The organism is Ramlibacter sp., assembly GCF_028291745.1.
GTDB lineage: Bacteria > Pseudomonadota > Gammaproteobacteria > Burkholderiales > Burkholderiaceae_C > Ramlibacter.
In genome coordinates this window covers 21,505-39,049 of sequence record NZ_JAQGNQ010000123.1, presented here as the reverse complement: position 1 = coordinate 39,049, position 17,545 = coordinate 21,505, and the positions used below count along the sequence as shown (strand labels likewise).

17 protein-coding genes are annotated in these 17,545 nt (G+C 67.8%); 7 read left to right on the top strand and 10 right to left on the bottom strand.

Translation table 11 applies throughout. The features are described 5' to 3' along the window. Window positions 1-40: 40 nt before the first annotated feature. From JWP60_RS22630 to JWP60_RS22610, 5 genes are all read right to left on the bottom strand, one after another. Window positions 41-445 (bottom strand): DUF6632 domain-containing protein, encoded by a 405-nt coding sequence (locus JWP60_RS22630; RefSeq protein WP_299796418.1) that lies wholly within the window; start codon window positions 443-445, stop codon window positions 41-43. After that, entirely contained in the window at window positions 438-866 is a 429-nt protein-coding gene (locus JWP60_RS22625) for a hypothetical protein (protein ID WP_299796416.1), read from the bottom strand. Before JWP60_RS22625 ends, JWP60_RS22630 begins: the two co-directional genes overlap by 8 nt. Window positions 867-869: 3 nt before the next feature. Continuing rightward, entirely contained in the window at window positions 870-1,307 is a 438-nt protein-coding gene (locus JWP60_RS22620; RefSeq protein WP_299796414.1) for a hypothetical protein, read from the bottom strand. Between the two features lie 122 nt (window positions 1,308-1,429). After that, window positions 1,430-1,735, bottom strand: coding sequence for a hypothetical protein (locus tag JWP60_RS22615; RefSeq protein ID WP_299796412.1), 306 nt, complete (start codon window positions 1,733-1,735; stop codon window positions 1,430-1,432). Further along, window positions 1,732-2,232, bottom strand: a complete 501-nt coding sequence (locus JWP60_RS22610; protein ID WP_299796409.1) for an Lrp/AsnC family transcriptional regulator — start codon at window positions 2,230-2,232, stop codon at window positions 1,732-1,734. The genes JWP60_RS22615 and JWP60_RS22610 overlap by 4 nt, the downstream gene beginning before the upstream one ends. Before the next feature lie 124 nt (window positions 2,233-2,356). Here JWP60_RS22610 and JWP60_RS22605 point away from each other — a divergent pair, with 124 nt between their 5' ends. The 3 genes from JWP60_RS22605 to JWP60_RS22595 all read left to right on the top strand — a co-directional run bounded on the left by JWP60_RS22605 (window position 2,357) and on the right by JWP60_RS22595 (window position 7,684). Then, entirely contained in the window at window positions 2,357-5,932 is a 3,576-nt protein-coding gene (locus JWP60_RS22605; RefSeq protein WP_299796406.1) for an indolepyruvate ferredoxin oxidoreductase family protein, read from the top strand. A 183-nt stretch (window positions 5,933-6,115) separates the two neighbouring features. Continuing rightward, window positions 6,116-7,429, top strand: coding sequence for an oxalate/formate MFS antiporter (gene oxlT, locus JWP60_RS22600; RefSeq protein WP_299796403.1), 1,314 nt, complete (start codon window positions 6,116-6,118; stop codon window positions 7,427-7,429). Window positions 7,430-7,462: 33 nt separating this feature from the next. Next, window positions 7,463-7,684: a hypothetical protein gene (locus tag JWP60_RS22595; RefSeq protein WP_299796400.1), complete on the top strand. Its 222-nt coding sequence runs from the start codon at window positions 7,463-7,465 to the stop codon at window positions 7,682-7,684. A gap of 15 nt (window positions 7,685-7,699) precedes the next feature. Here JWP60_RS22595 and JWP60_RS22590 read toward each other — a convergent pair whose 3' ends face one another. Further along, window positions 7,700-8,533 carry an aldo/keto reductase gene (locus JWP60_RS22590; RefSeq protein ID WP_299796397.1) on the bottom strand — a complete coding sequence of 278 codons (834 nt, stop codon included), beginning with the start codon at window positions 8,531-8,533 and terminating at the stop codon, window positions 7,700-7,702. Between the two features lie 112 nt (window positions 8,534-8,645). Here JWP60_RS22590 and JWP60_RS22585 point away from each other — a divergent pair, with 112 nt between their 5' ends. Both JWP60_RS22585 and JWP60_RS22580 read left to right on the top strand, forming a co-directional pair. Then, window positions 8,646-10,229, top strand: coding sequence for an MFS transporter (locus JWP60_RS22585; RefSeq protein ID WP_299796394.1), 1,584 nt, complete (start codon window positions 8,646-8,648; stop codon window positions 10,227-10,229). Between the two features lie 24 nt (window positions 10,230-10,253). Continuing rightward, window positions 10,254-10,799 carry a cytochrome b gene (locus JWP60_RS22580; RefSeq protein ID WP_299796391.1) on the top strand — a complete coding sequence of 182 codons (546 nt, stop codon included), beginning with the start codon at window positions 10,254-10,256 and terminating at the stop codon, window positions 10,797-10,799. Window positions 10,800-10,856: 57 nt separating this feature from the next. Here JWP60_RS22580 and JWP60_RS22575 read toward each other — a convergent pair whose 3' ends face one another. Together JWP60_RS22575 and JWP60_RS22570 are read right to left on the bottom strand one after the other, a co-directional pair. Further along, window positions 10,857-12,587 (bottom strand): IlvD/Edd family dehydratase, encoded by a 1,731-nt coding sequence (locus JWP60_RS22575; RefSeq protein WP_299796388.1) that lies wholly within the window; start codon window positions 12,585-12,587, stop codon window positions 10,857-10,859. A 30-nt stretch (window positions 12,588-12,617) separates the two neighbouring features. Beyond that, the gene (locus JWP60_RS22570) at window positions 12,618-13,601 is read right to left on the bottom strand and encodes a tripartite tricarboxylate transporter substrate binding protein (RefSeq protein ID WP_299796385.1); all 984 of its coding nucleotides are present in this window, start codon (window positions 13,599-13,601) and stop codon (window positions 12,618-12,620) included. A gap of 132 nt (window positions 13,602-13,733) precedes the next feature. Here JWP60_RS22570 and JWP60_RS22565 point away from each other — a divergent pair, with 132 nt between their 5' ends. Together JWP60_RS22565 and JWP60_RS22560 are read left to right on the top strand one after the other, a co-directional pair. Then, window positions 13,734-14,666, top strand: coding sequence for a dihydrodipicolinate synthase family protein (locus JWP60_RS22565; protein WP_299796383.1), 933 nt, complete (start codon window positions 13,734-13,736; stop codon window positions 14,664-14,666). Window positions 14,667-14,901: 235 nt separating this feature from the next. Beyond that, on the top strand, window positions 14,902-15,372 hold the full coding sequence (locus JWP60_RS22560; RefSeq protein ID WP_299796380.1) for a cache domain-containing protein: 471 nt from the start codon (window positions 14,902-14,904) through the stop codon (window positions 15,370-15,372). A 93-nt stretch (window positions 15,373-15,465) separates the two neighbouring features. Here the strand turns inward: JWP60_RS22560 and JWP60_RS22555 are convergent, their stop codons facing one another. Continuing rightward, window positions 15,466-15,855 (bottom strand): hypothetical protein, encoded by a 390-nt coding sequence (locus tag JWP60_RS22555; RefSeq protein WP_299796376.1) that lies wholly within the window; start codon window positions 15,853-15,855, stop codon window positions 15,466-15,468. Between the two features lie 138 nt (window positions 15,856-15,993). Next, complete coding sequence (locus tag JWP60_RS22550; protein ID WP_299796373.1) at window positions 15,994-17,541, bottom strand: altronate dehydratase family protein; 1,548 nt, start codon at window positions 17,539-17,541, stop codon at window positions 15,994-15,996. Between the last annotated feature and the right edge of the window lie 4 nt (window positions 17,542-17,545).

Genomic DNA, 17,545 nt, shown 5'->3' with positions numbered 1-17,545 from the left:
GACCGGTCGGTAGATAATAGCAGGAGGAATGGGACTTGCGTCAATGCACCGCATTCCTGGCGAACCGAAGCGTGAGCGCCCGAGGTGACAGCCAACCCAGGAGGATGGCCACGATGAACAGCGCAGGAACATCGCCGTACAGGTGGCCCAAGTGCTGCGGGTCGAGCAGCGATTGCACGCCCATGGTGGTGCCGTGCGCGACGCTGGACCAGATCGCGAACGCAATCAGGGCCACGTGCTGCTGCGGATCGCGCGCGGCAAGCCACAGGAAGACGCCCAGGGTGGCATAGATCGCGATGATCATCTGGAGGTATTCGGAGTGCCCGGAGTGCCACGACCAACCGGACGGCCAGAGGACGGTGAGCGGATAGACGCCCAGGATGAACAGCAATGCAAACGCGCGCAGTGCGAGCTTCAGGTATTTGACGCGCTCGGCTTCACTCATGAGCTTGTGCCTCGTTGTTGCCCGTCAGCCGCCGCGCGAAATGCCAGGCCACGCTCGCGGCAAGCGCCAGCCCCGCCAAGGCCTCGAACCCGATCGTGAAGTTCATCGTGAGCGTGTGCTCGGAGCAAAGCGCCAACGTGTAATGGGCCAACCCGCCGAGACCGAGCAGTCCGTAGAACGCGAGCGCCACGCCCGCTGCCCTGCCCCAACCCAGGACCCACATGCCAGCGCCTGCCAGCCCCACCGCCGAAACGGCGAGCCACGCAACGTAGACTTTCTCGCGCGTGAGCCACGCTGGCATGTGCGGGTACAGAGCGATGTACTCGGCGTTGTGCGAGAAGTGCCACAGGCTCGCCACGGCGTACAGCGCCAGCAAGCCGATCAGCGGGCGCGGAACTGGCTTGCGGCTTTCGGCGTGCATCACTTAAAGCGTGCTCCAAAGCGAGAGCGTGCCATATGCATGCAACAGGCCGATGACTCCGCACAGGCCGGACGAAATCCACCAGAAGGTGTTCGAGTTTTCAGGCAACCTGGGCTTCAGCAGCGGAAAGGCGACCGCGCGGCCGAGGTAGGCAAGGGTGATCGCAACCAAGGCAAGGCGAGTCAGTGGCAACCGCTGCACGACACCGGATCCCGAGAGCGCGAACACTGCCCAGGCAACGAGAACGCCGGCAATTGCCAGCGTGACCAGCGTGGGCCGCAAGCGCCCCGCCTCGACGGCGCGAGCCATGCGTTCCCCCGCACCCAGCACTCGATAGGCGGGCGCCCCCAGGACGATGCACGCGAGGTGGGCAATCGCCGCCGCCATGCTGAGCGATGCGCCCAAGAGCAGGGCGAGAGAGCCGGTGCTGAGCGCGAGCATTGAATGGTGTCTGGAGTCGGAGAGAAGTGCGCGTCGATTGCCCACGAGATTGCAGCAAGGGAGGCGCCGAAGCGCAAATGCCCGCCCCGCAAGCGATGCACTCGCGCGCTTTGCCCATCGAGTCAGCCCGCAAGATACCTTTGAATGCCGTACCAGAACAGCAGCAACATGACGAGGATCAGCGGCACCGCAAGCGCGCCGGCTAGCGCCCGGACAGCAAGCACTTTCTCAGAACGGACGACTTCCAGGCAAGCGAAGGTCGCGAGAACGGCCAGAACGTCGGTGAGAACCTGGCCCCGGTAACTGCCGCCGTAGTACGCATTCCCCAGGTTCGTGAACAGGATCAGGTAGTACGCCGCTGCGGTGAGGGCGGCAGAGAGCGACAAGAGGGCGGGCCTGGGTATGCGCATCCCGGATCTCGAATTCATTTTTTCTTCCCCTTCCGCCCCTCACCCTCCCCCACCTCCAGCGGCAGCCGCGTCTCCGCCTTCACCTCCTTCAGCACCACGCTCGACCGCACGTGCGTCACCCCGGGCAGCTTGAATGCGGTTTCGTGCAGGAAGGACTCGTAGCTTTTGATGTCCGGGACCAGCACCTTCAGCACGTAGTCGGCCTGCCCGGTCGTCGCGTAGCAGCTGACGATCTGCGGGGCTTCGGCGACGGCCTGTTCGAAGCGGCGGACATCGTCTTCGTTGTGGCGCGTGAGATTGACCTCGGCGAGCACGCACAGCGTCAGGCCCACCATCTCGCGGTCCACCAGCGCGGTGTAGCCGCGGATGATGCCGCTGCCCTCCATCTCCTTCACGCGCTTCCAGCAGGGCGTGCTGGACAAGCCCACGGCCTGCGCGAGCTGCTGCACGGTCTGGCGGGCATCGCGCTGCAGCTCCGCGAGCAGCAGGACGTCGTGGCGGTCGAGTTGAGTCATTCCGGGTTTTCGCAGACTTCGAGAAAACCATTCTCCACCAGCTGCATACAGCGAGCAAACAAGAAGCACTTTTTCGCTTGCCGCTCCTAAGCTGTGCTTCCACCGCCCTAGAACGCAGCAGTCCATGTCCGAGACCTTCACCCCCTCCTCCATCGCGCGGCCCGGGTACCGCCTGAGCGACAGCTTGTGGGCGGGCGGCGGCTCGGTTTTTCTCACCGGGGCGCAGGCGCTGGTCCGCCTGATGCTGATGCAGCGCCAGCGCGACGCCGCCGCGGGCCTGGACACGCGCGGCTTCATCAGCGGCTATCGCGGCTCGCCGCTGGGCATGGTCGATCAGGCTGTGTGGAAGGCCGGCGAGAAATTCGAGGAGGCCGGCCTGCGCTTCCTGCCGGCGATCAACGAGGAACTGGGCGCCACCGCGGTGCTGGGCACGCAGCGCGTCGAGGCGGACCCCGAGCGCACCTGCGCCGGCGTGTTCGCGCTCTGGTACGGCAAGGGCCCGGGCGTCGATCGCGCCGGCGACGCGCTCAAGCACGGCAACGCCTATGGCGCCTCGCCGCACGGGGGCGTGCTGATGGTGGCGGGCGACGATCATGGCTGCGTCTCGTCCTCGATGCCGCACCAGAGCGACCAGGCTTTCCAGGCCATGCACGCGCCCATCGTTTCGCCCGCCAACGTCGCGGAGTACCTGGAGTTCGGCCTTTATGGCTGGCAGCTCTCGCGCTTCTCGGGCAACTGGGTGGGTTTCACGGCGCTGTCCGAAGTAGTGGAAAGCGCATCGACGGTGGACCTGGACCTGGTGAACGCGCGCGTCGCGACCTGGCAGGACGCGGACACCGTGCGCCGCATTACGGGTTACGTGCCGCCCCCGGGCGGCTTGCACTATCGCTGGCCCGACCTCCCCTCGCTCACGATCGAGCAGCGCCTGCACGCCAAGCTCGATGCGGTGCGGGCCTTCGCGCGCGTCAACAGCATCGATCGCCACGTGGTGCAAGGCGAGCGTGCCACCGTGGGCATCGTCACCGCCGGCAAGGCGCACTACGACCTCATGGAGGTGCTGCGCCGCCTGGACATCTCGCTGGACACGCTGGCCGCGCACGGGGTGCGCATCTACAAGCTCGGATTGACCTATCCCGTCGAGCCGACACGCCTGCAGGAATTCATGCGCGGCTTGCACGAGGTGCTGGTCATCGAGGAGAAGGGGCCGGTCGTCGAGGAGCAGCTGCGCTCGCTGTTCTACAACGCGCCCGAGCGGCCGGCGATCGTCGGCAAGGCCGATGCGCAGGGCCGGCCGCTGGTTTCGGCGCTCGGCGAGCTGCGGCCTTCGCGCCTGATCGAGATCGTCGCGCGCTGGCTGGTGGGCCACTTCGCCGATCTCGATCGGCGCCATCTGGTGCGTGACTTCACCTTGCCCGAGCTGCTGTCCAACGAGAGCGACGCGGTCAAGCGCCTGCCTTATTTCTGCGCCGGCTGTCCGCACAACACCTCGACCAAGGTGCCCGAGGGCTCGCATGCGCAGGCCGGCATCGGCTGCCACTTCATGGCCAGCTGGATGGACCGGGACACCGAAGGGCTGATCCAGATGGGCGGCGAAGGCGTCGACTGGGTGTCGCACGCGATGTTCACCAAGGTGCCGCACGTGTTCCAGAACCTGGGCGACGGCACCTACTACCACTCCGGTTACCTCGCGATCCGGCAGGCCGTGGCGGCCCGGGCGACGCTCACGTACAAGATCCTTTTCAACGACGCGGTAGCCATGACCGGCGGCCAGCCGGTGGACGGCATCATCAGCGTCGACGGCATCGCGCGCCAGGTCGAAGCGGAAGGCGTGAAGCAGGTCGTGGTGCTCTCGGACGCCATCGCCAGATACGGGGCGATCAAGGACCGCTTTCCGGCCGGCACCGAGTTCCACGACCGCGCCGAGCTCGATGCCGTGCAGCGGCGGCTGCGCGAGATGCCCGGCGTCACCGTGTTGATCTACGAGCAGACCTGCGCCGCCGAGAAGCGCCGCCGCCGCAAGAAGGGCGAACTGGTCGATCCGGCGCGGCGCCTGTTCATCAACGACCGCGTGTGCGAAGGCTGCGGCGACTGTTCGGTGCAGAGCAACTGCGTCGCGGTGCAGCCGCTGGAAACGCCGCTGGGGCGCAAGCGCAAGATCGACCAGAGCAGCTGCAACAAGGACTACTCCTGCGCGAAGGGCTTCTGCCCCAGCTTCGTCGGCGTGCTGGGGGGCCAAGCGCGCAAGCGGGCGGGCGCCTTCGGCAGTGGCACCGCCGATTTCGTGCAACGCGTCGACGCATTGCCACGGCCCGCGCCGCACGTGTGGAGCGCGCCCTATGACCTGCTGGTCACGGGCGTCGGCGGCACGGGGGTGGTCACTGTCGGTGCGCTGGTGGCCATGGCCGCCCACCTGGAAGGCAAGAGCGCCAGCGTGCTGGACTTCATGGGCTTCGCGCAGAAGGGCGGCTCGGTGCTGTCCTTCGTGCGCTTCGCCGACCTCGCGGCACGCCTGAACCAGGTGCGCATCGACACGCAGCAGGCCGACGCGCTGCTCGCCTGCGACCTGGTGGTGGGCGCTTCGCCCGACGCGCTGGCCACCGTGCGCCATGGCCGCACGCGCATCCTGGCCAACACGCATGAAGTGCCCGTGGCCGAAAGCCTGCGCAATCCCGATGCGAGCTTGCGCGTGCCGCAGCTGTTGGAGAAGCTGCGCTTCGCCGCCGGGGCCGAGCGCGTGGAGACGCTCGATGCGCAGGCGCTGGCGGAAGCGTTTCTCGGCGACTCCATCTATTCCAACATCGTCGCGCTCGGCTCGGCGTGGCAGCGCGGCCTGGTGCCGGTGAGCCTCGAGGCGCTGCTGCGTGCGATCGAGCTCAATGGCGTGGCGGTCGAGAACAACCAGCGCGCGTTCTCGCTGGGACGCCTGGCAGCCGGAGAGCCGAAGGCGATCGAGGTGCTGCTGCGCGGCGAGGCGCTGCCTGCGACGGTGCCCGACGAGACGCTCGCCGCCATCCTCGCTCGCGGGGTCGCGCATCTCACCGGCTACCAGGACGCTGCGTATGCGCGGCGCTATGCGGATTTCCTTGCGCAGGTACGTTCGCGCGAAGAGTCGCTGGCGGCGGATGCTTCCTTGCCCTTCACGCGCGCGGTGGCACTGAGCCTCTTGAAGCTGATGGCGTACAAGGACGAATACGAAGTCGCTCGCCTGTACACCGACGGCGCCTTCCAGCGCGCCTTGCAGCAGCAGTTCGAAGGCGACGTGCATCTGGAGTTCTACATGGCGCCGCCGGCGATCAGCCATGCGAAGCACGGCGAGGCGCCACGCAAGCTGCGGCTCGGCGGATGGATGTTGCCGGCCATGAAACTGCTCGCGCAGGGGCGCAGGTTGCGCGGCACGGCACTTGACTTGTTCGGCCGCAGCGCCGAGCGGCGCATGGAGCGCGAGCTGGTCGCGAGCTACCGTGCCCGCATCGCGTCCCTGCTGCCGGACTTGACGGCGGAGCGGCTCGCGGTCGCGTGCGAGATCGCCTCCGTGCCGCAGCAGATGCGCGGCTTCGGCCACGTGAAGGCGGCCAACGTCGCGCTCGCCCGCGCCCGTGAGGCGGAGCTGCTGCATCGCTTCGATGCTTCGGCCTATCCGCGTCCCGAGCGCTCGCCGCAAGCCGGACAGCTGCGCGGCATTCCGGTCACCGCGGGCTAGGGCCTGTTCACAGGCCCTGGTCGACGGCTCGCCTGCGCCGCGGCTTGCCTGCTGCCGGGCGGCCCGGGAAAACCCCATTTGGTCAGCAGTCGGTCAGGATGCAGCATCTCTGGGTCAGCTTGCGGTCAGGCGATTCGCCGGCCGCAGTCGCAGAGAACCACGCATTCGAAGCAAGGAGACACCATGGCCATCCTGGGCAACACAAGCGCCGCCTACCCGGTTGCCGCGGACGCCGCGACGACGCAGGTCGCGCGCGGCTCCGGCTACCGTTGGGGGCAGCTGGCGATCGGCATCGTCTGCATGGCGATGATCGCCAACCTGCAGTACGGCTGGACGCTGTTCGTCAACCCGATCGGCGACCGGCACGGCTGGAGCCGCGCGGCCATCCAGGTGGCCTTCACAATCTTCGTGCTGACCGAAACCTGGCTGGTGCCGATCGAAGGGTATCTGGTCGACCGCTTCGGCCCGCGCATCGTCGTGATGGTCGGCGGGATCCTCTGCGGCATCGGCTGGGTCATCAATTCCTATGCCGACACATTGACCCTGCTGTACGTCGGCGCGGCGGTCGGCGGCATCGGCGCGGGCGCGGTGTACGGCACCTGCGTGGGCAACTCGCTCAAGTGGTTCCCGGACCGGCGCGGACTGGCCGCGGGCCTGACGGCGGCCGGCTTTGGCGCTGGCTCGGCGCTGACCATCGTGCCGATCTCGGCCTTCATCAAGTCCAGTGGCTACGAGGCGGCTTTCTTCTACTTCGGCATCGGCCAGGGGCTGATCGTGTTCGCGCTCTCCTGGCTGCTGACCGTCGCTCCCGAGTCCCGCAAAATCGCCAAGACCAGCAAGGTGCAGCAGACGCGCCGCGAATACGGGCCCAGCGAAGTCATTCGCAAGCCGGTGTTCTGGGTCATGTACGTGATGTTCGTGATGGTGGGCGCGGGCGGGCTCATGGCCGTGGCGCAGCTGGCGCCGATCGCCAAGGACTTCAAGATTGCCGACGTGCCGGTGAGCATCATGGGCCTGGTGCTGCCCGCGCTGACCTTCGCGCTGGCGATCGACCGCGTCCTCAACGGCGTCACGCGTCCCTTCTTCGGCTGGGTGTCGGACCAGATCGGCCGCGAGCTGACGATGCTGATCGCGTTCGGGCTCGAAGCGCTCGGCATCATGGCGCTGTACACGTTCGGCCAGAGCCCGGTGGCCTTCGTGGTGCTGACGGGCCTTGTCTTCTTTGCCTGGGGCGAGATCTACAGCCTGTTCCCTTCCACCTGCGCCGATACCTTCGGTTCGAAGAACGCCGCCGCCAACGCGGGACTGCTGTACACGGCCAAGGGCACCGCCTCGTTGCTGGTTCCCTTGTCGAGCGTGCTGGCCGCCGCGACCCACAGCTGGCAAGCGGTGTTCCTGGTCGCCGCGGCGCTGAATGCCATCGCCGCATTGATGGCGTGGTTCGTGCTGCGGCCGATGCGGGCGGCACAGATGGACCGGTCGGCGCAGGAAGCGTGAGAGGGCTCGACCGGTCCGGCTGCAAGGAGGCTTATGAGCGACGACTCCGATCTGTTGATCGCCGCGGCCGCGACCGCGGCGGTGTTCACGTGGGTGGGAACGCGCCGGCGCGAGCGCAGCAGCGGCGTCGCCCCCAATCCGCGCTGGCGCACGCTGCTGCAGGCCGTGGCCGCCGGCCTGGCGCGGTGCTGGCGTGAGACCCCCGGCTACCGGTTCGTGCAGGGCATCCGCGACGCGTTCTTTCGAAAACGCTGAGCGCAGCCGCAATTCTCAGGCCGCCAAGGCAGCGAGCTTGTCGGTCCAGAACGCAGGCTCCGGTGGCGCGCCGCGCCCGGCCAACGCGTTCTGCGCCATGTGCACCGGACTGCCGCTTCCCGGGATCGCACAGGTCACGGCCGGATGGCTGAGCGCAAATTTCAGCAGCAGTTGCGACCAGGTCGTGCAGCCGATCTCGTCGGCCCACGCGGGCAGTGCCCGGGCGCGCAGGCGTCGCAAGAGGCCACCACCACCCAGGGGCCGGTTCACCAGCACGGCGACGCCGCGTTCGGCGGCCAGCGGCAACAGGCGGCGCTCGGCCTCGCGCTCCTGCGCCGAGTAGTTGATCTGCAAAAAGTCCAGGCGCTCGCGTCGCAGCACCGCCTCCACCTCGGCATACGCGGAGGCCGTGTAGTGCGTGATGCCGATGTAGCGCACGCGACCCTGCTGCTGCCACGCGCGCAGCGTCGCCAGCTGGTTCTCGCAATCGACCAGGTTGTGCACCTGGAGCAGGTCGACCCGCTCGGTGCGCAGCAGGCGCAAGGAGTTTTCCATCTGCCGGATGCCGGCGGCGCGACCGGTGGTCCAGACCTTGGTCGCGACGAAGGCCTGCGGGCGCGTGCCCGCCTCGTCAAGCAACTGCCCGACTGCCGCTTCCGCCTTGCCATACATGGGCGAGCTGTCGACCACGCTGCCGCCGCCGGCGAACAGGGCGGCGAGCACGTCAGGCAACTGCGTGAATTCGCCGCTGCCAGGCGCGTGGTCGAAGCCCATGTACGTGCCGCAGCCGATCACGGGCAAGGGCTCGCCGGTACAGGGAATGGGGCGGGTATGCATCTCGGCGTTCATGGCGGCCTCCAGCAGCAGTCCGGACCATAACGCAGCGGCGGCCTGGGCGGCGGCTGTAGGAGCGATCCGACCCGGCGCTGCACCCGGGAGCCGGCTCGCTTACGATGCGGTCGTGCGTCATAACGAAGAACAAGCCGCCGGCACCGCCGCGCCGGCACGCGAGGACCCTACCAGCCTGCTTTCCGAAGGCAGCCTGCCTTCCTCCACCACCGGTGGCGAGGACGCCGAGTCCGGCAGCGAGAGCGCCGCGCCACCGGGAAACACCGGCATCGCGCGCTCGTCGTTCTTCGCCCTGTTCAGTGCGGTCATGCTGCCGATGTTCATGGGCGCGGTCGACCAGACGCTGCTCGTGACCGCGACGCCGCGGATCGCGACCGAACTCGGCGGGCTCTCGCAGACCTCGTGGATCGCCGCCGGCTACCTGCTGGCCGCGACCGTCACCGCGCCCCTGTACGGTCGGCTCGGGGACCGCTTCGGCCGCCGCAACATCATGCTGGCGGCGCTGACCGTGTTCGCGCTCGGCTCGCTTGCGTGTGCCATCGCCCCCACGATGCTGCTGCTGATCGCCGCGCGCGTGCTGCAGGGCCTGGGAGGCGGCGGCCTGATGGTGCTGTCGCAAGCCCTCATCGGCGAGCTGGTCCCGCCCTGGGACCGGCCGCGCTACCAGGGCTACTTCGCGGTGATCTTCACCACCTCCAGCGTCGGCGGTCCGCTGGTGGGCGGCTTCGTCGTGCACCACGGCGACTGGCGCTGGCTGTTCCTGGCCAACCTGCCACTGGCGCTGCTTGCCTTCTGGCGCATGAGCCTGTTGCCGAAAGCGCTACCGTCCGCGGCGCGGCACGCGCCTTACGATCCGCTGGGCTTCGTCCTGTTCGTGGTCTGTGCAACCAGTACGCTGCTGTGGTTCGGCCAGGTGGGCCACAGCTTCCAGCCGCTCTCGCTGCCCAGCGCCTTGCTGGTGGCTGTGGCGGTCGGCAGCGGCATCGTGCTGGCCCGGCAGCAGAGCAGCCATCCCAATGCCTTCCTGCCGCTGGACATCCTGCGCTTGCCCGGCGTCTACTGGGTGTGCGCCTCGGTGATCGGTTTCGCGGGCACGATGTTCGCGCTGCTCTTCCTGCTGCCGATCTACCTGCAGGTGGCGCGCCACGCCAGCGCGATGGACGCCGGCCTGCAGTTGCTGCCGCTCACCGCCGGCATCGTGGTGGGCTCCACCCTCAACGGCCGCTTCAGCGCGCGCACCGGCACCAGCGGGCGGCTGCCGCCGTTCGGCCTCGGGGCGGCAGCGCTCGGGATCCTTGCCATGGCCGTGCTGCCGCCGTTTCCGTGGTTGATCACGGCGGTCGCCGCGGTGTGCGGTGTCGGCTTCGGCACGGTCATGCCCAGCTCGCAGCTGGCCACGCAGATCCTGGCCGGACGCCAGCGCCTGGGCGCGGCGGCCGCCCTGCTCGCATTGACGCGCTCCAGCGGTGCGACCATCGGCACCGCGGCCTTCGGCGGGCTCGCCTTCGTGCTGCTGCAGCCGCCCCAGGGCGGCGCCGACGCGCTGCAGTTGCAGGGCCTGGACCCGGCCCGGGTGGAGCACGCCTTCCACATCGTGTTCGGCGTGCTGGCCGTGTTTGCCGCCCTGGGCGCCTTCGCGGCCTTTCGCGCACCCTGCATGGACCTGCGCAAACACGCGGCCGAGGGTCGCCGCTAGATTCGAATCCTTCTCCTGCTGACCATGACTTCCACTTCCACCCCCTGGCGCTATTCCACCCCGGCCGTCTTCCTCCATTGGGTCCTCGCCGCCCTGATCACATTCATGGCCGGACTCGGCTGGTTCATGATGACCGTGGAGGAGGAGCCGGGTGGCGAGCGCTATTTCGATTTGCACAAATCGATCGGCCTGATCGTCTTCACGCTGGTGGTGCTGCGCATCCTCTGGCGCATCTTCCACCGGCCACAGCCCCTGCCCTCAGCCATTCCGCGCTGGCAGGTGCGGCTGTCCGAGCTCGTGCAGTGGCTGTTGTACGTTGTGATGGTGCTGCTGCCCTTGACCGGCATCCTCGGCGCCAGCTACAGCAAGGCCGGCCTGCAGTTCTTCGGGATCGCGTTGCCGCGATGGGTCACGCCGGCGAAGGCGACAGCGCAGCAGCTGTTCGATATCCACTCGACCCTGGTGTGGGTGACCGTGGCGCTGCTGGTGCTGCATGTCCTGGGCGGACTCAAGCACCTGCTGATCGACCGCGACGAGGTGTTCGGCCGGATGTGGCCGGCGCGGCGGTGAGCCGCAGGGTGGATTGCGCTGCGCACAATCCACGCTGCGAATAGCAGCGCCATCGGCTCACGCCCTGGGCACTGTCCCCTTGATTTCCGGTGCCGCCAGGAAGTCGAAGTCCACTCCCTTGTCCGCCTGCGTCACCGTCGTGAGGAACAGCTTGCGGTAGCCCCGGTCGGCGGTGGGCACCTGCACGGGCTGCTCCCTGGCACGGCGGGCGAGTTCTTCGTCGGAGACCAGCAGGCTGATCTCGCGTTGCTTCACCGAGAGGCGGATGCGGTCGCCATTGCGCACGTGGGCGAACGGCCCGCCGACCGCCGACTCGGGCGTCACGTGCAGCACGATGGTCCCGAAGGCGGTGCCGCTCATGCGGCCGTCCGAGATCCGCACCATGTCCTTCACACCCTGGCGCGCCAGCTTGCGCGGCAGCGGGATGTAGCCGGCCTCCGGCATGCCGGGCGCACCCTTGGGGCCGATGTTCTTCAGCACCAGGATGTCGTCGGCCTTGACGTCCAGGGCGTCGCTGTCGATGCGCTCGGCCAGGTCCTGCAGGCCTTCGAACACCACCGCCCGACCCTCGTGCTCCATCAGCTTCGGATCGGCCGCGGACTGCTTGATGATGGCGCCGCCGGGCGCCAGGTTGCCCTGCAGCACCGCGATGCCGCCCTGCGGGTAGATCGGATTTTCGCGCGTGCGGATCACGTCCTGCTGGAAGGGCGGGCTGGCACTTTCCAGCTCCTCGCCCAGGGTGCGGCCGGTGACCGTCAGGGCGTCCAGGTGCAGCAGCGGCTTGAGCTCGCGCAGCAGCGTGGTCATGCCGCCGGCGGCGTGGAAGTGCTCCATGTAGTGCGCACCGGAGGGCTTGAGGTCCACCAGCACCGGCGTCTCGCGACCCATGCGGTCCAGCGCCTTCAGATCGACCTCGAAGCCGAGGCGGCCGGCGATCGCCGTCAGGTGCACGATCGCGTTGGTCGAGCCGCCGATGGCAAGCAGCACGCGCATGGCGTTTTCGAACGCCTTCTCGGTCAGGATCTTGTCGATGGTCAGGCCGCTCTTGGCCATCTGCACGGCGACCGTGCCGGTGTGTTCCGCCACCCGCATGCGCGCCGACGTCACCGCCGGCGGCGAGGCGCAACCGGGCACCGTCATGCCCAGCGCCTCCGCGATGCACGCCATGGTGCTGGCCGTGCCCATCACCGAGCAGGTGCCCACGCTGGCCACCAGCTGGTTGTTGACGTCGTCGATCTCCTGCTGGTCGATCTCCTCCGCGCGGAACTTGCCCCAGTAGCGGCGGCAGTCGGTGCAGGCGCCGACCGTCTCGCCGCGGTGCGAGCCGGTCAGCATGGAGCCGGTGATCAGCTGGATGGCGGGCAGGCCGGCGGAAGCGGCTCCCATCAGCTGCGCGGGCACGGTCTTGTCGCAGCCGCCGATCAGGACGACGGCGTCCATCGGTTGCGCGCGCAACATTTCCTCGGTGTCCATGGACATGAGGTTGCGCAGGTACATGCTGGTCGGCGTGGCGAAGCTCTCGCCGATCGAGATCGTCGGGAACCTTACCGGCAGGCCGCCGGCCAGCATGATCCCGCGCTGCACCGCCTCGATCAGCTGCGGCATGTTGCCGTGGCACGGGTTGTAGCCGCTGCCGGTGTCGGCAATGCCGATCACGGGGCGTTCGAGCGCGTTGTCGGTGAGCCCTGCGCCCTTGATGAAGGCCTTGCGCAGGAACAGCGAGAAGCCCGCGTCACCGTAGTTGACGAGGCCCTTGCGCATGCCGGTGGAGTCGTCTTGCTTTGTCATTTCATCATTTCATCATGGGTCATGCGACGCTTACTCGTCCGCCTTGACGCCGGTCTCTTCGATCACCTTCGCCCACTTGGCCACTTCGGCCTTGAGGCGGGTGCTGGCTTCGGCGGGGGTCTGCGGCGGCAGGGCATAGACGCCCTGCTGCAGGAACTGCTCCTTGGCCGCCGGGTCCTGCATGATCTTGCCGATTTCGGCGTTCAGCTTCGCGATCACGCCGGCCGGCGTGCCGGCGGGGACCATGACGCCGAAGGTGGAGACCACGTCGAAGTCCTTCCAGCCGGATTCGTTGACGGTCGGCACGTCGGGCAGCATGGAGATGCGCTGCGGCGTGGTGACGGCCAGCGCGCGCAGCTTGCCGGCCTTGATCTGCTGCAGCGCCGCCGGGACGGTTTCGGCCGCCATCAGCACCTGGCCGCCCACCAGGTCGATCATCGCCGGGCCGCTGCCCTTGTACGGCACGTGGATCATGTCGGCGCCGCTTTGCATGCGGAACATCTCGACCGCCATGCGCTGCGGCGCGCCGGCGCCGGAGGAGGCATAGGTCAGCTTCTTCGGATTCGCTTTCGCATAGCTCACCAGTTGCTGGAACGTGGTGGCAGGCACGGAAGGATGCACGATGAACACGAGGGGCACGTAGCCCACCACCTGGACGGCCGTCAGGTCCTTCTGCAAGTCGTACGCGAGGTGGCCGCGTTCCAGCCGCGCCATCGTCGAATGCGAGGTCATGGCCGCCATCAGCAGCGTGTAGCCATCGGGCCTGGACTTGGCCACCGCGTCGGCGCCGATGTTGCCGCCGGCGCCGCCGCGGTTGTCGATCACCACGCTCTGGCCGAGGGCCGTTCCGAGGCGCTGCGCGACGATGCGGCCGATCACGTCGGTGGCGCCACCCGGGGGATACGGCACGACCAGCTTGAGCGGGCGGTCGGGCCACGCCGCGAGGGCGGCGGCGGGCAGCAAGGCAGCGGCAATGACGGCGGCACACAGGCCGCGGCGAAGTTTCTGGGGCAAGTCTTGTCTCCTGGATATTCGAATGGATTGCTCCAGGACGCAGTGTGCGCAGGCCGGCGTCCAGTGGAAACACGCTTGCCCTATCTTCTGACGCAAAATACTTTGCATTCCCGCACTCCACAATCGCCCACCATGACTGCTGCCACCACCCGCCTGCAGGGCGTCTTCTCGCCCGTCCTCACGCCGTTCAACGCCGACTACACGCCCGATGCGGACCGCTTCATCCGCCATTGCCGCTGGCTGCTGGACCAGGAGGTGGGGCTGGCGATCTTCGGGACCAACTCCGAGGCGAACTCGATGTCGGTGGCGGAGAAGCGCAAGCTGCTGGATGCGCTGCTCGAAGCCGGCGTGGATCCGGCGCGCCTCATGCCCGGCACCGGCTGCTGCGCGATCTCCGATTCCATCGAGCTGACCCGGCGCGCGGTGCAGGCCGGCGTCGGCGGCTGCCTGATGCTGCCGCCCTTCTACTACAAGGGCGTGAGCGAGGAAGGCCTGTACCGCGCCTTCGCCAGCGTGATCGATGCAGTGGCGGACGAGCGCCTGCGCGTCTACCTGTATCACATCCCGCCCGTGTCGAACACGCCCATCACGCGCGGCCTGGTGGCGCGCCTGCTGAAGTCCTACCCGGGCATCGTCGCGGGCATGAAGGACAGTGGCGGCGACTGGCACTACACGAAGTCATTCATCGAGGAGTTCGGGCCGCAGGGCTTTGGCGTGTACGCGGGCAGCGAAAGCTTCCTGCTGGCGGACCTGCGCGCGGGCGGCCCCGGCTGCATCACGGCGACGGCCAACGTCAATCCCACCGCCATCGTGCAGTTGTACAAGACCTGGAAGCAGGCCGACGCCGACGAGCAGCAGAAGAAGCTGGACACGACGCGCGCCGCCTTCGCGCAGTTTCCTCTGATCGCCGCGATGAAGGCGGCGATCGCCTGGAAGACGGGCCGGCAGGACTGGCTGCACGTGCGCCCGCCGCTGGTGGAGCTCGACGCCGCGCAGCAGAAGACGCTGCAAGCTTCGCTCGACCAGGTCGGCTTCACCATGCCCAACGCCGGCGCGCTGGCCTGACGGCATTCGGCCGCGGGCACTCGCCTGCGGCCGCAAAGCGCGCGGCACTGCGGCGATTGCACGACACGCACGCTGGGCGCGCGGCGCGCAATCGCCATCCGCGCGAGATAAGTCCCACGCTCATCGATTCGCTGTCGGCGCCGGCTGCGCTCCTGCTCGACAATAAATGCCGGATCGGGCGGCACTGCTGCCGCCCTGCCGTCAAAACGAATCGGAATTGGGAATCATGAACCGCATGCAAGCAAGCAAGCTGGCCGTCGCCCTGTGCGTCGCTGCCTTCGCCGGCGCCACCTGGGCCGCCGCCGCCGCCGACACCCCCGCCACCGCCAAGGAAGCGGAAGCCATGGTCAAGAAGGGCGTCGCGTACATCAAGGCCCACGGCAAGGACAAGGGCTACGCCGAAATCATCAACCGCGACAACAAGGACTTCCACGACCGCGACCTGTACCTCGCGGTGCACAAGCTCGATGGCACCTGCGTCGCCCACGGCACCAACGAGAAGATGGTCGGCAAGAACTTCATCGAGATGAAGGACATCGACGGCAAGGAATACATCAAGGAACGCGTGGAGCTGGGCAAGGCCAAGACCAGCTTCTACACCGACTACAAGTTCCCCAACCCGATGACCAAGAAGATCGAGGCCAAGACCGCGTACTGCGAGCGCCTGGACGACACCGTGGTCTGCGGCGGCGTCTACAAGAAGTAATCGACCCCAATGCAAAAGGGCGGCGCCGTCGGCGCCGCCCTTTTCGTTTGCCCATAGGGTGGTGGGATGCCGTCGGCAACCCACCCCGCAGGCTCAGGGCTCCTGGCGGATCACGTCGCGGATGGTGAAGTGCACTTGACGCAGCAGCGTGGCCGTCCCGGCAGTGGTGCCATAGCCGGTTTGCTGCGCCAGGGTCGTCCAGCGCTGCGCTTCACCGTCGTTCACCTGCTTCTCGATGGCCGCGCGGATGGTGTACACGAAGCGCTTGCCGGCCGCATCGGGCGCGCATTGCACTTCGGCATGGATGGCCATGCCCTTGGGCAGGTCGAGGCCGGTGTCGGCGCCTGCCTTGCGGATCACGCGCGTCAGATCGGCGGGCGTGATGAGATTGCACTGCGACTCCTGCAGTACCGAGTACGTGCCGGCCTGCACGGCACCCGCCGCGAGCAGCACCAGCGGCAGCAGGATCAGATTCTTCCTCATACGACGTCACCTCCTAAGATGTGAACAATCGTAACTAAAGATGCTTGATGTTTCCGATCGGCGCCCGACCGGCGGGCGCCGCCAGCGACGAGCGGCCCGCGCGTGTGGCGCCACCGCCCAGGAAAACTGGCAGTCGCCTCAGCTCACCACGCCGATGTTCCAGGGCACGAACTCGTGGTTGCCCAGGTCGAGCAGTTCGCTCTTGCTGCGCTCGCCCGAGGCGGTGCTGAGCATCAGGCGGAAGATCTCCTCCGCGGTCTCGGGCATCGTCTTCGTGCCGTCCAGGATCTCGCCGCAGTTGTAGTCCATGTCTTCCGTGAGGCGGCTGTACATGGGCGTGTTGGTGGCCAGCTTGATCGAGGGCACCGGCTTGGCGCCGAACATCGAGCCGCGGCCGGTGGTGAACATGATCATGTTGGCGCCCCCCGCGATCTGGCCGGTGGCGGAGCACGGGTCGAAGCCGGGGGTGTCCATGAACACGAAGCCATGCTGCCTCACGGGCTCGGCGTAGCGATATACCTCCATCAGGCCGGTGGTGCCGCCCTTCATCGAGGAGCCCAGCGACTTCTCGAAGATGTTGGCCAGGCCGCCCACGTTGTTGCCCGGGCTGACCGCGCCGTTGATCTGCACGTCGCGGCCGGGCGAGTACACCTCCTTCCACCAGCGGATGCGCTCGATCAGCTTCTCGCCGACCGGGCGGCTCACCGCGCGCCGCGTGAGCGTGTGCTCCACGCCGTAGATCTCGGGCGTCTCCGACAGGATGGCCGTGCCGCCATGGCGCACGAGGATGTCCATGGCCGCGCCCAGCGCCGGATTGGCGGTGATCGAGGAGAAGCCGTCCGAGCCGCCGCATTGCAGGCCGATCTTCAGGTGACTTGCCGAGACCGGCACGCGGACCACGTCGTTGGCGCCCGGCAGCATCTTCTTCACCGCTTCGACCGCCGCTTCCACCGTCTTGCGGGTGCCGCCCGTTTCCTGCATCACGAAGGTCTGCAGCCGCGGATTGGCTTGCAGCTTCTCCTGCGCCAGGATGCCGGACAACTGGTTGCGCTCGCAACCCAGGCCGATGATCAGCACGCCGGCGAAGTTGGGGTGCTTCGCATAGCCCCCCATGGTCCGCCGCAGCAGGTCCATGGGCTCGCCGCTCATCTCCATGCCGCAGCCGAGGCCGTGCGAGAGGCCCACCACGCCATCGATGTTGGGAAAGGCCGCGAGGCGCTCCTCGGTGAACCACTCGGCCACCTTGTGCACCACGGTCGCCGAGCAGTTCACCGTCGACAGGATGCCGATGTAGTTGCGCGTGCCCACCTGGCCGTCCGGGCGCACATAGCCCATGAAGGTAGCCTGCTCGGACTCCGGCAGCACCGGCGTCGCTACATAGTCCTGGCCCCAGGCATAGTCGCGGTCGAACTCCCGGAAGGTCACGTTGTGCGAGTGCACGTAGCTGCCCGGCGCGATGTCCTGCGCCGCGAAGCCGATGCACACGTTGTACTTCAGGATCGCTTCACCCGCCTGGATGGCGCGCGCGGCGAGCTTGTGGCCCGCCGGCACCTGGCTGCGGCTGGTAAAGCCCTCGCTGGGCACGACGGTGCCAATGCCGACCTCGGTCCGCGCCACCACGACGTTGTCGTTGGGGTGCAGGCGGATGATCGGACCGGTGACCTTCTTTGCGGAGAGTTCGAGCATGCGT

Bases quoted from the DNA above. Each gene is read 5' to 3' on its own strand.
- JWP60_RS22560 (WP_299796380.1), top strand. From the start codon at position 14,902: ATGCAAGCAAGCAAGCTGGCCGTCGCCCTGTGCGTCGCTGCCTTCGCC.
- JWP60_RS22630 (WP_299796418.1), bottom strand. From the start codon at position 445: ATGAGTGAAGCCGAGCGCGTCAAATACCTGAAGCTCGCACTGCGCGCG.
- JWP60_RS22615 (WP_299796412.1), bottom strand. From the start codon at position 1,735: ATGAATTCGAGATCCGGGATGCGCATACCCAGGCCCGCCCTCTTGTCG.
- oxlT (WP_299796403.1), top strand. From the start codon at position 6,116: ATGGCCATCCTGGGCAACACAAGCGCCGCCTACCCGGTTGCCGCGGAC.
- JWP60_RS22565 (WP_299796383.1), top strand. From the start codon at position 13,734: ATGACTGCTGCCACCACCCGCCTGCAGGGCGTCTTCTCGCCCGTCCTC.
- JWP60_RS22580 (WP_299796391.1), top strand. From the start codon at position 10,254: ATGACTTCCACTTCCACCCCCTGGCGCTATTCCACCCCGGCCGTCTTC.
- JWP60_RS22610 (WP_299796409.1), bottom strand. From the start codon at position 2,232: ATGACTCAACTCGACCGCCACGACGTCCTGCTGCTCGCGGAGCTGCAG.
- JWP60_RS22605 (WP_299796406.1), top strand. From the start codon at position 2,357: ATGTCCGAGACCTTCACCCCCTCCTCCATCGCGCGGCCCGGGTACCGC.
- JWP60_RS22625 (WP_299796416.1), bottom strand. From the start codon at position 866: ATGCACGCCGAAAGCCGCAAGCCAGTTCCGCGCCCGCTGATCGGCTTG.
- JWP60_RS22575 (WP_299796388.1), bottom strand. From the start codon at position 12,587: ATGACAAAGCAAGACGACTCCACCGGCATGCGCAAGGGCCTCGTCAAC.
- JWP60_RS22590 (WP_299796397.1), bottom strand. From the start codon at position 8,533: ATGAACGCCGAGATGCATACCCGCCCCATTCCCTGTACCGGCGAGCCC.
- JWP60_RS22555 (WP_299796376.1), bottom strand. From the start codon at position 15,855: ATGAGGAAGAATCTGATCCTGCTGCCGCTGGTGCTGCTCGCGGCGGGT.
- JWP60_RS22595 (WP_299796400.1), top strand. From the start codon at position 7,463: ATGAGCGACGACTCCGATCTGTTGATCGCCGCGGCCGCGACCGCGGCG.
- JWP60_RS22620 (WP_299796414.1), bottom strand. From the start codon at position 1,307: ATGCTCGCGCTCAGCACCGGCTCTCTCGCCCTGCTCTTGGGCGCATCG.
- JWP60_RS22550 (WP_299796373.1), bottom strand. From the start codon at position 17,541: ATGCTCGAACTCTCCGCAAAGAAGGTCACCGGTCCGATCATCCGCCTG.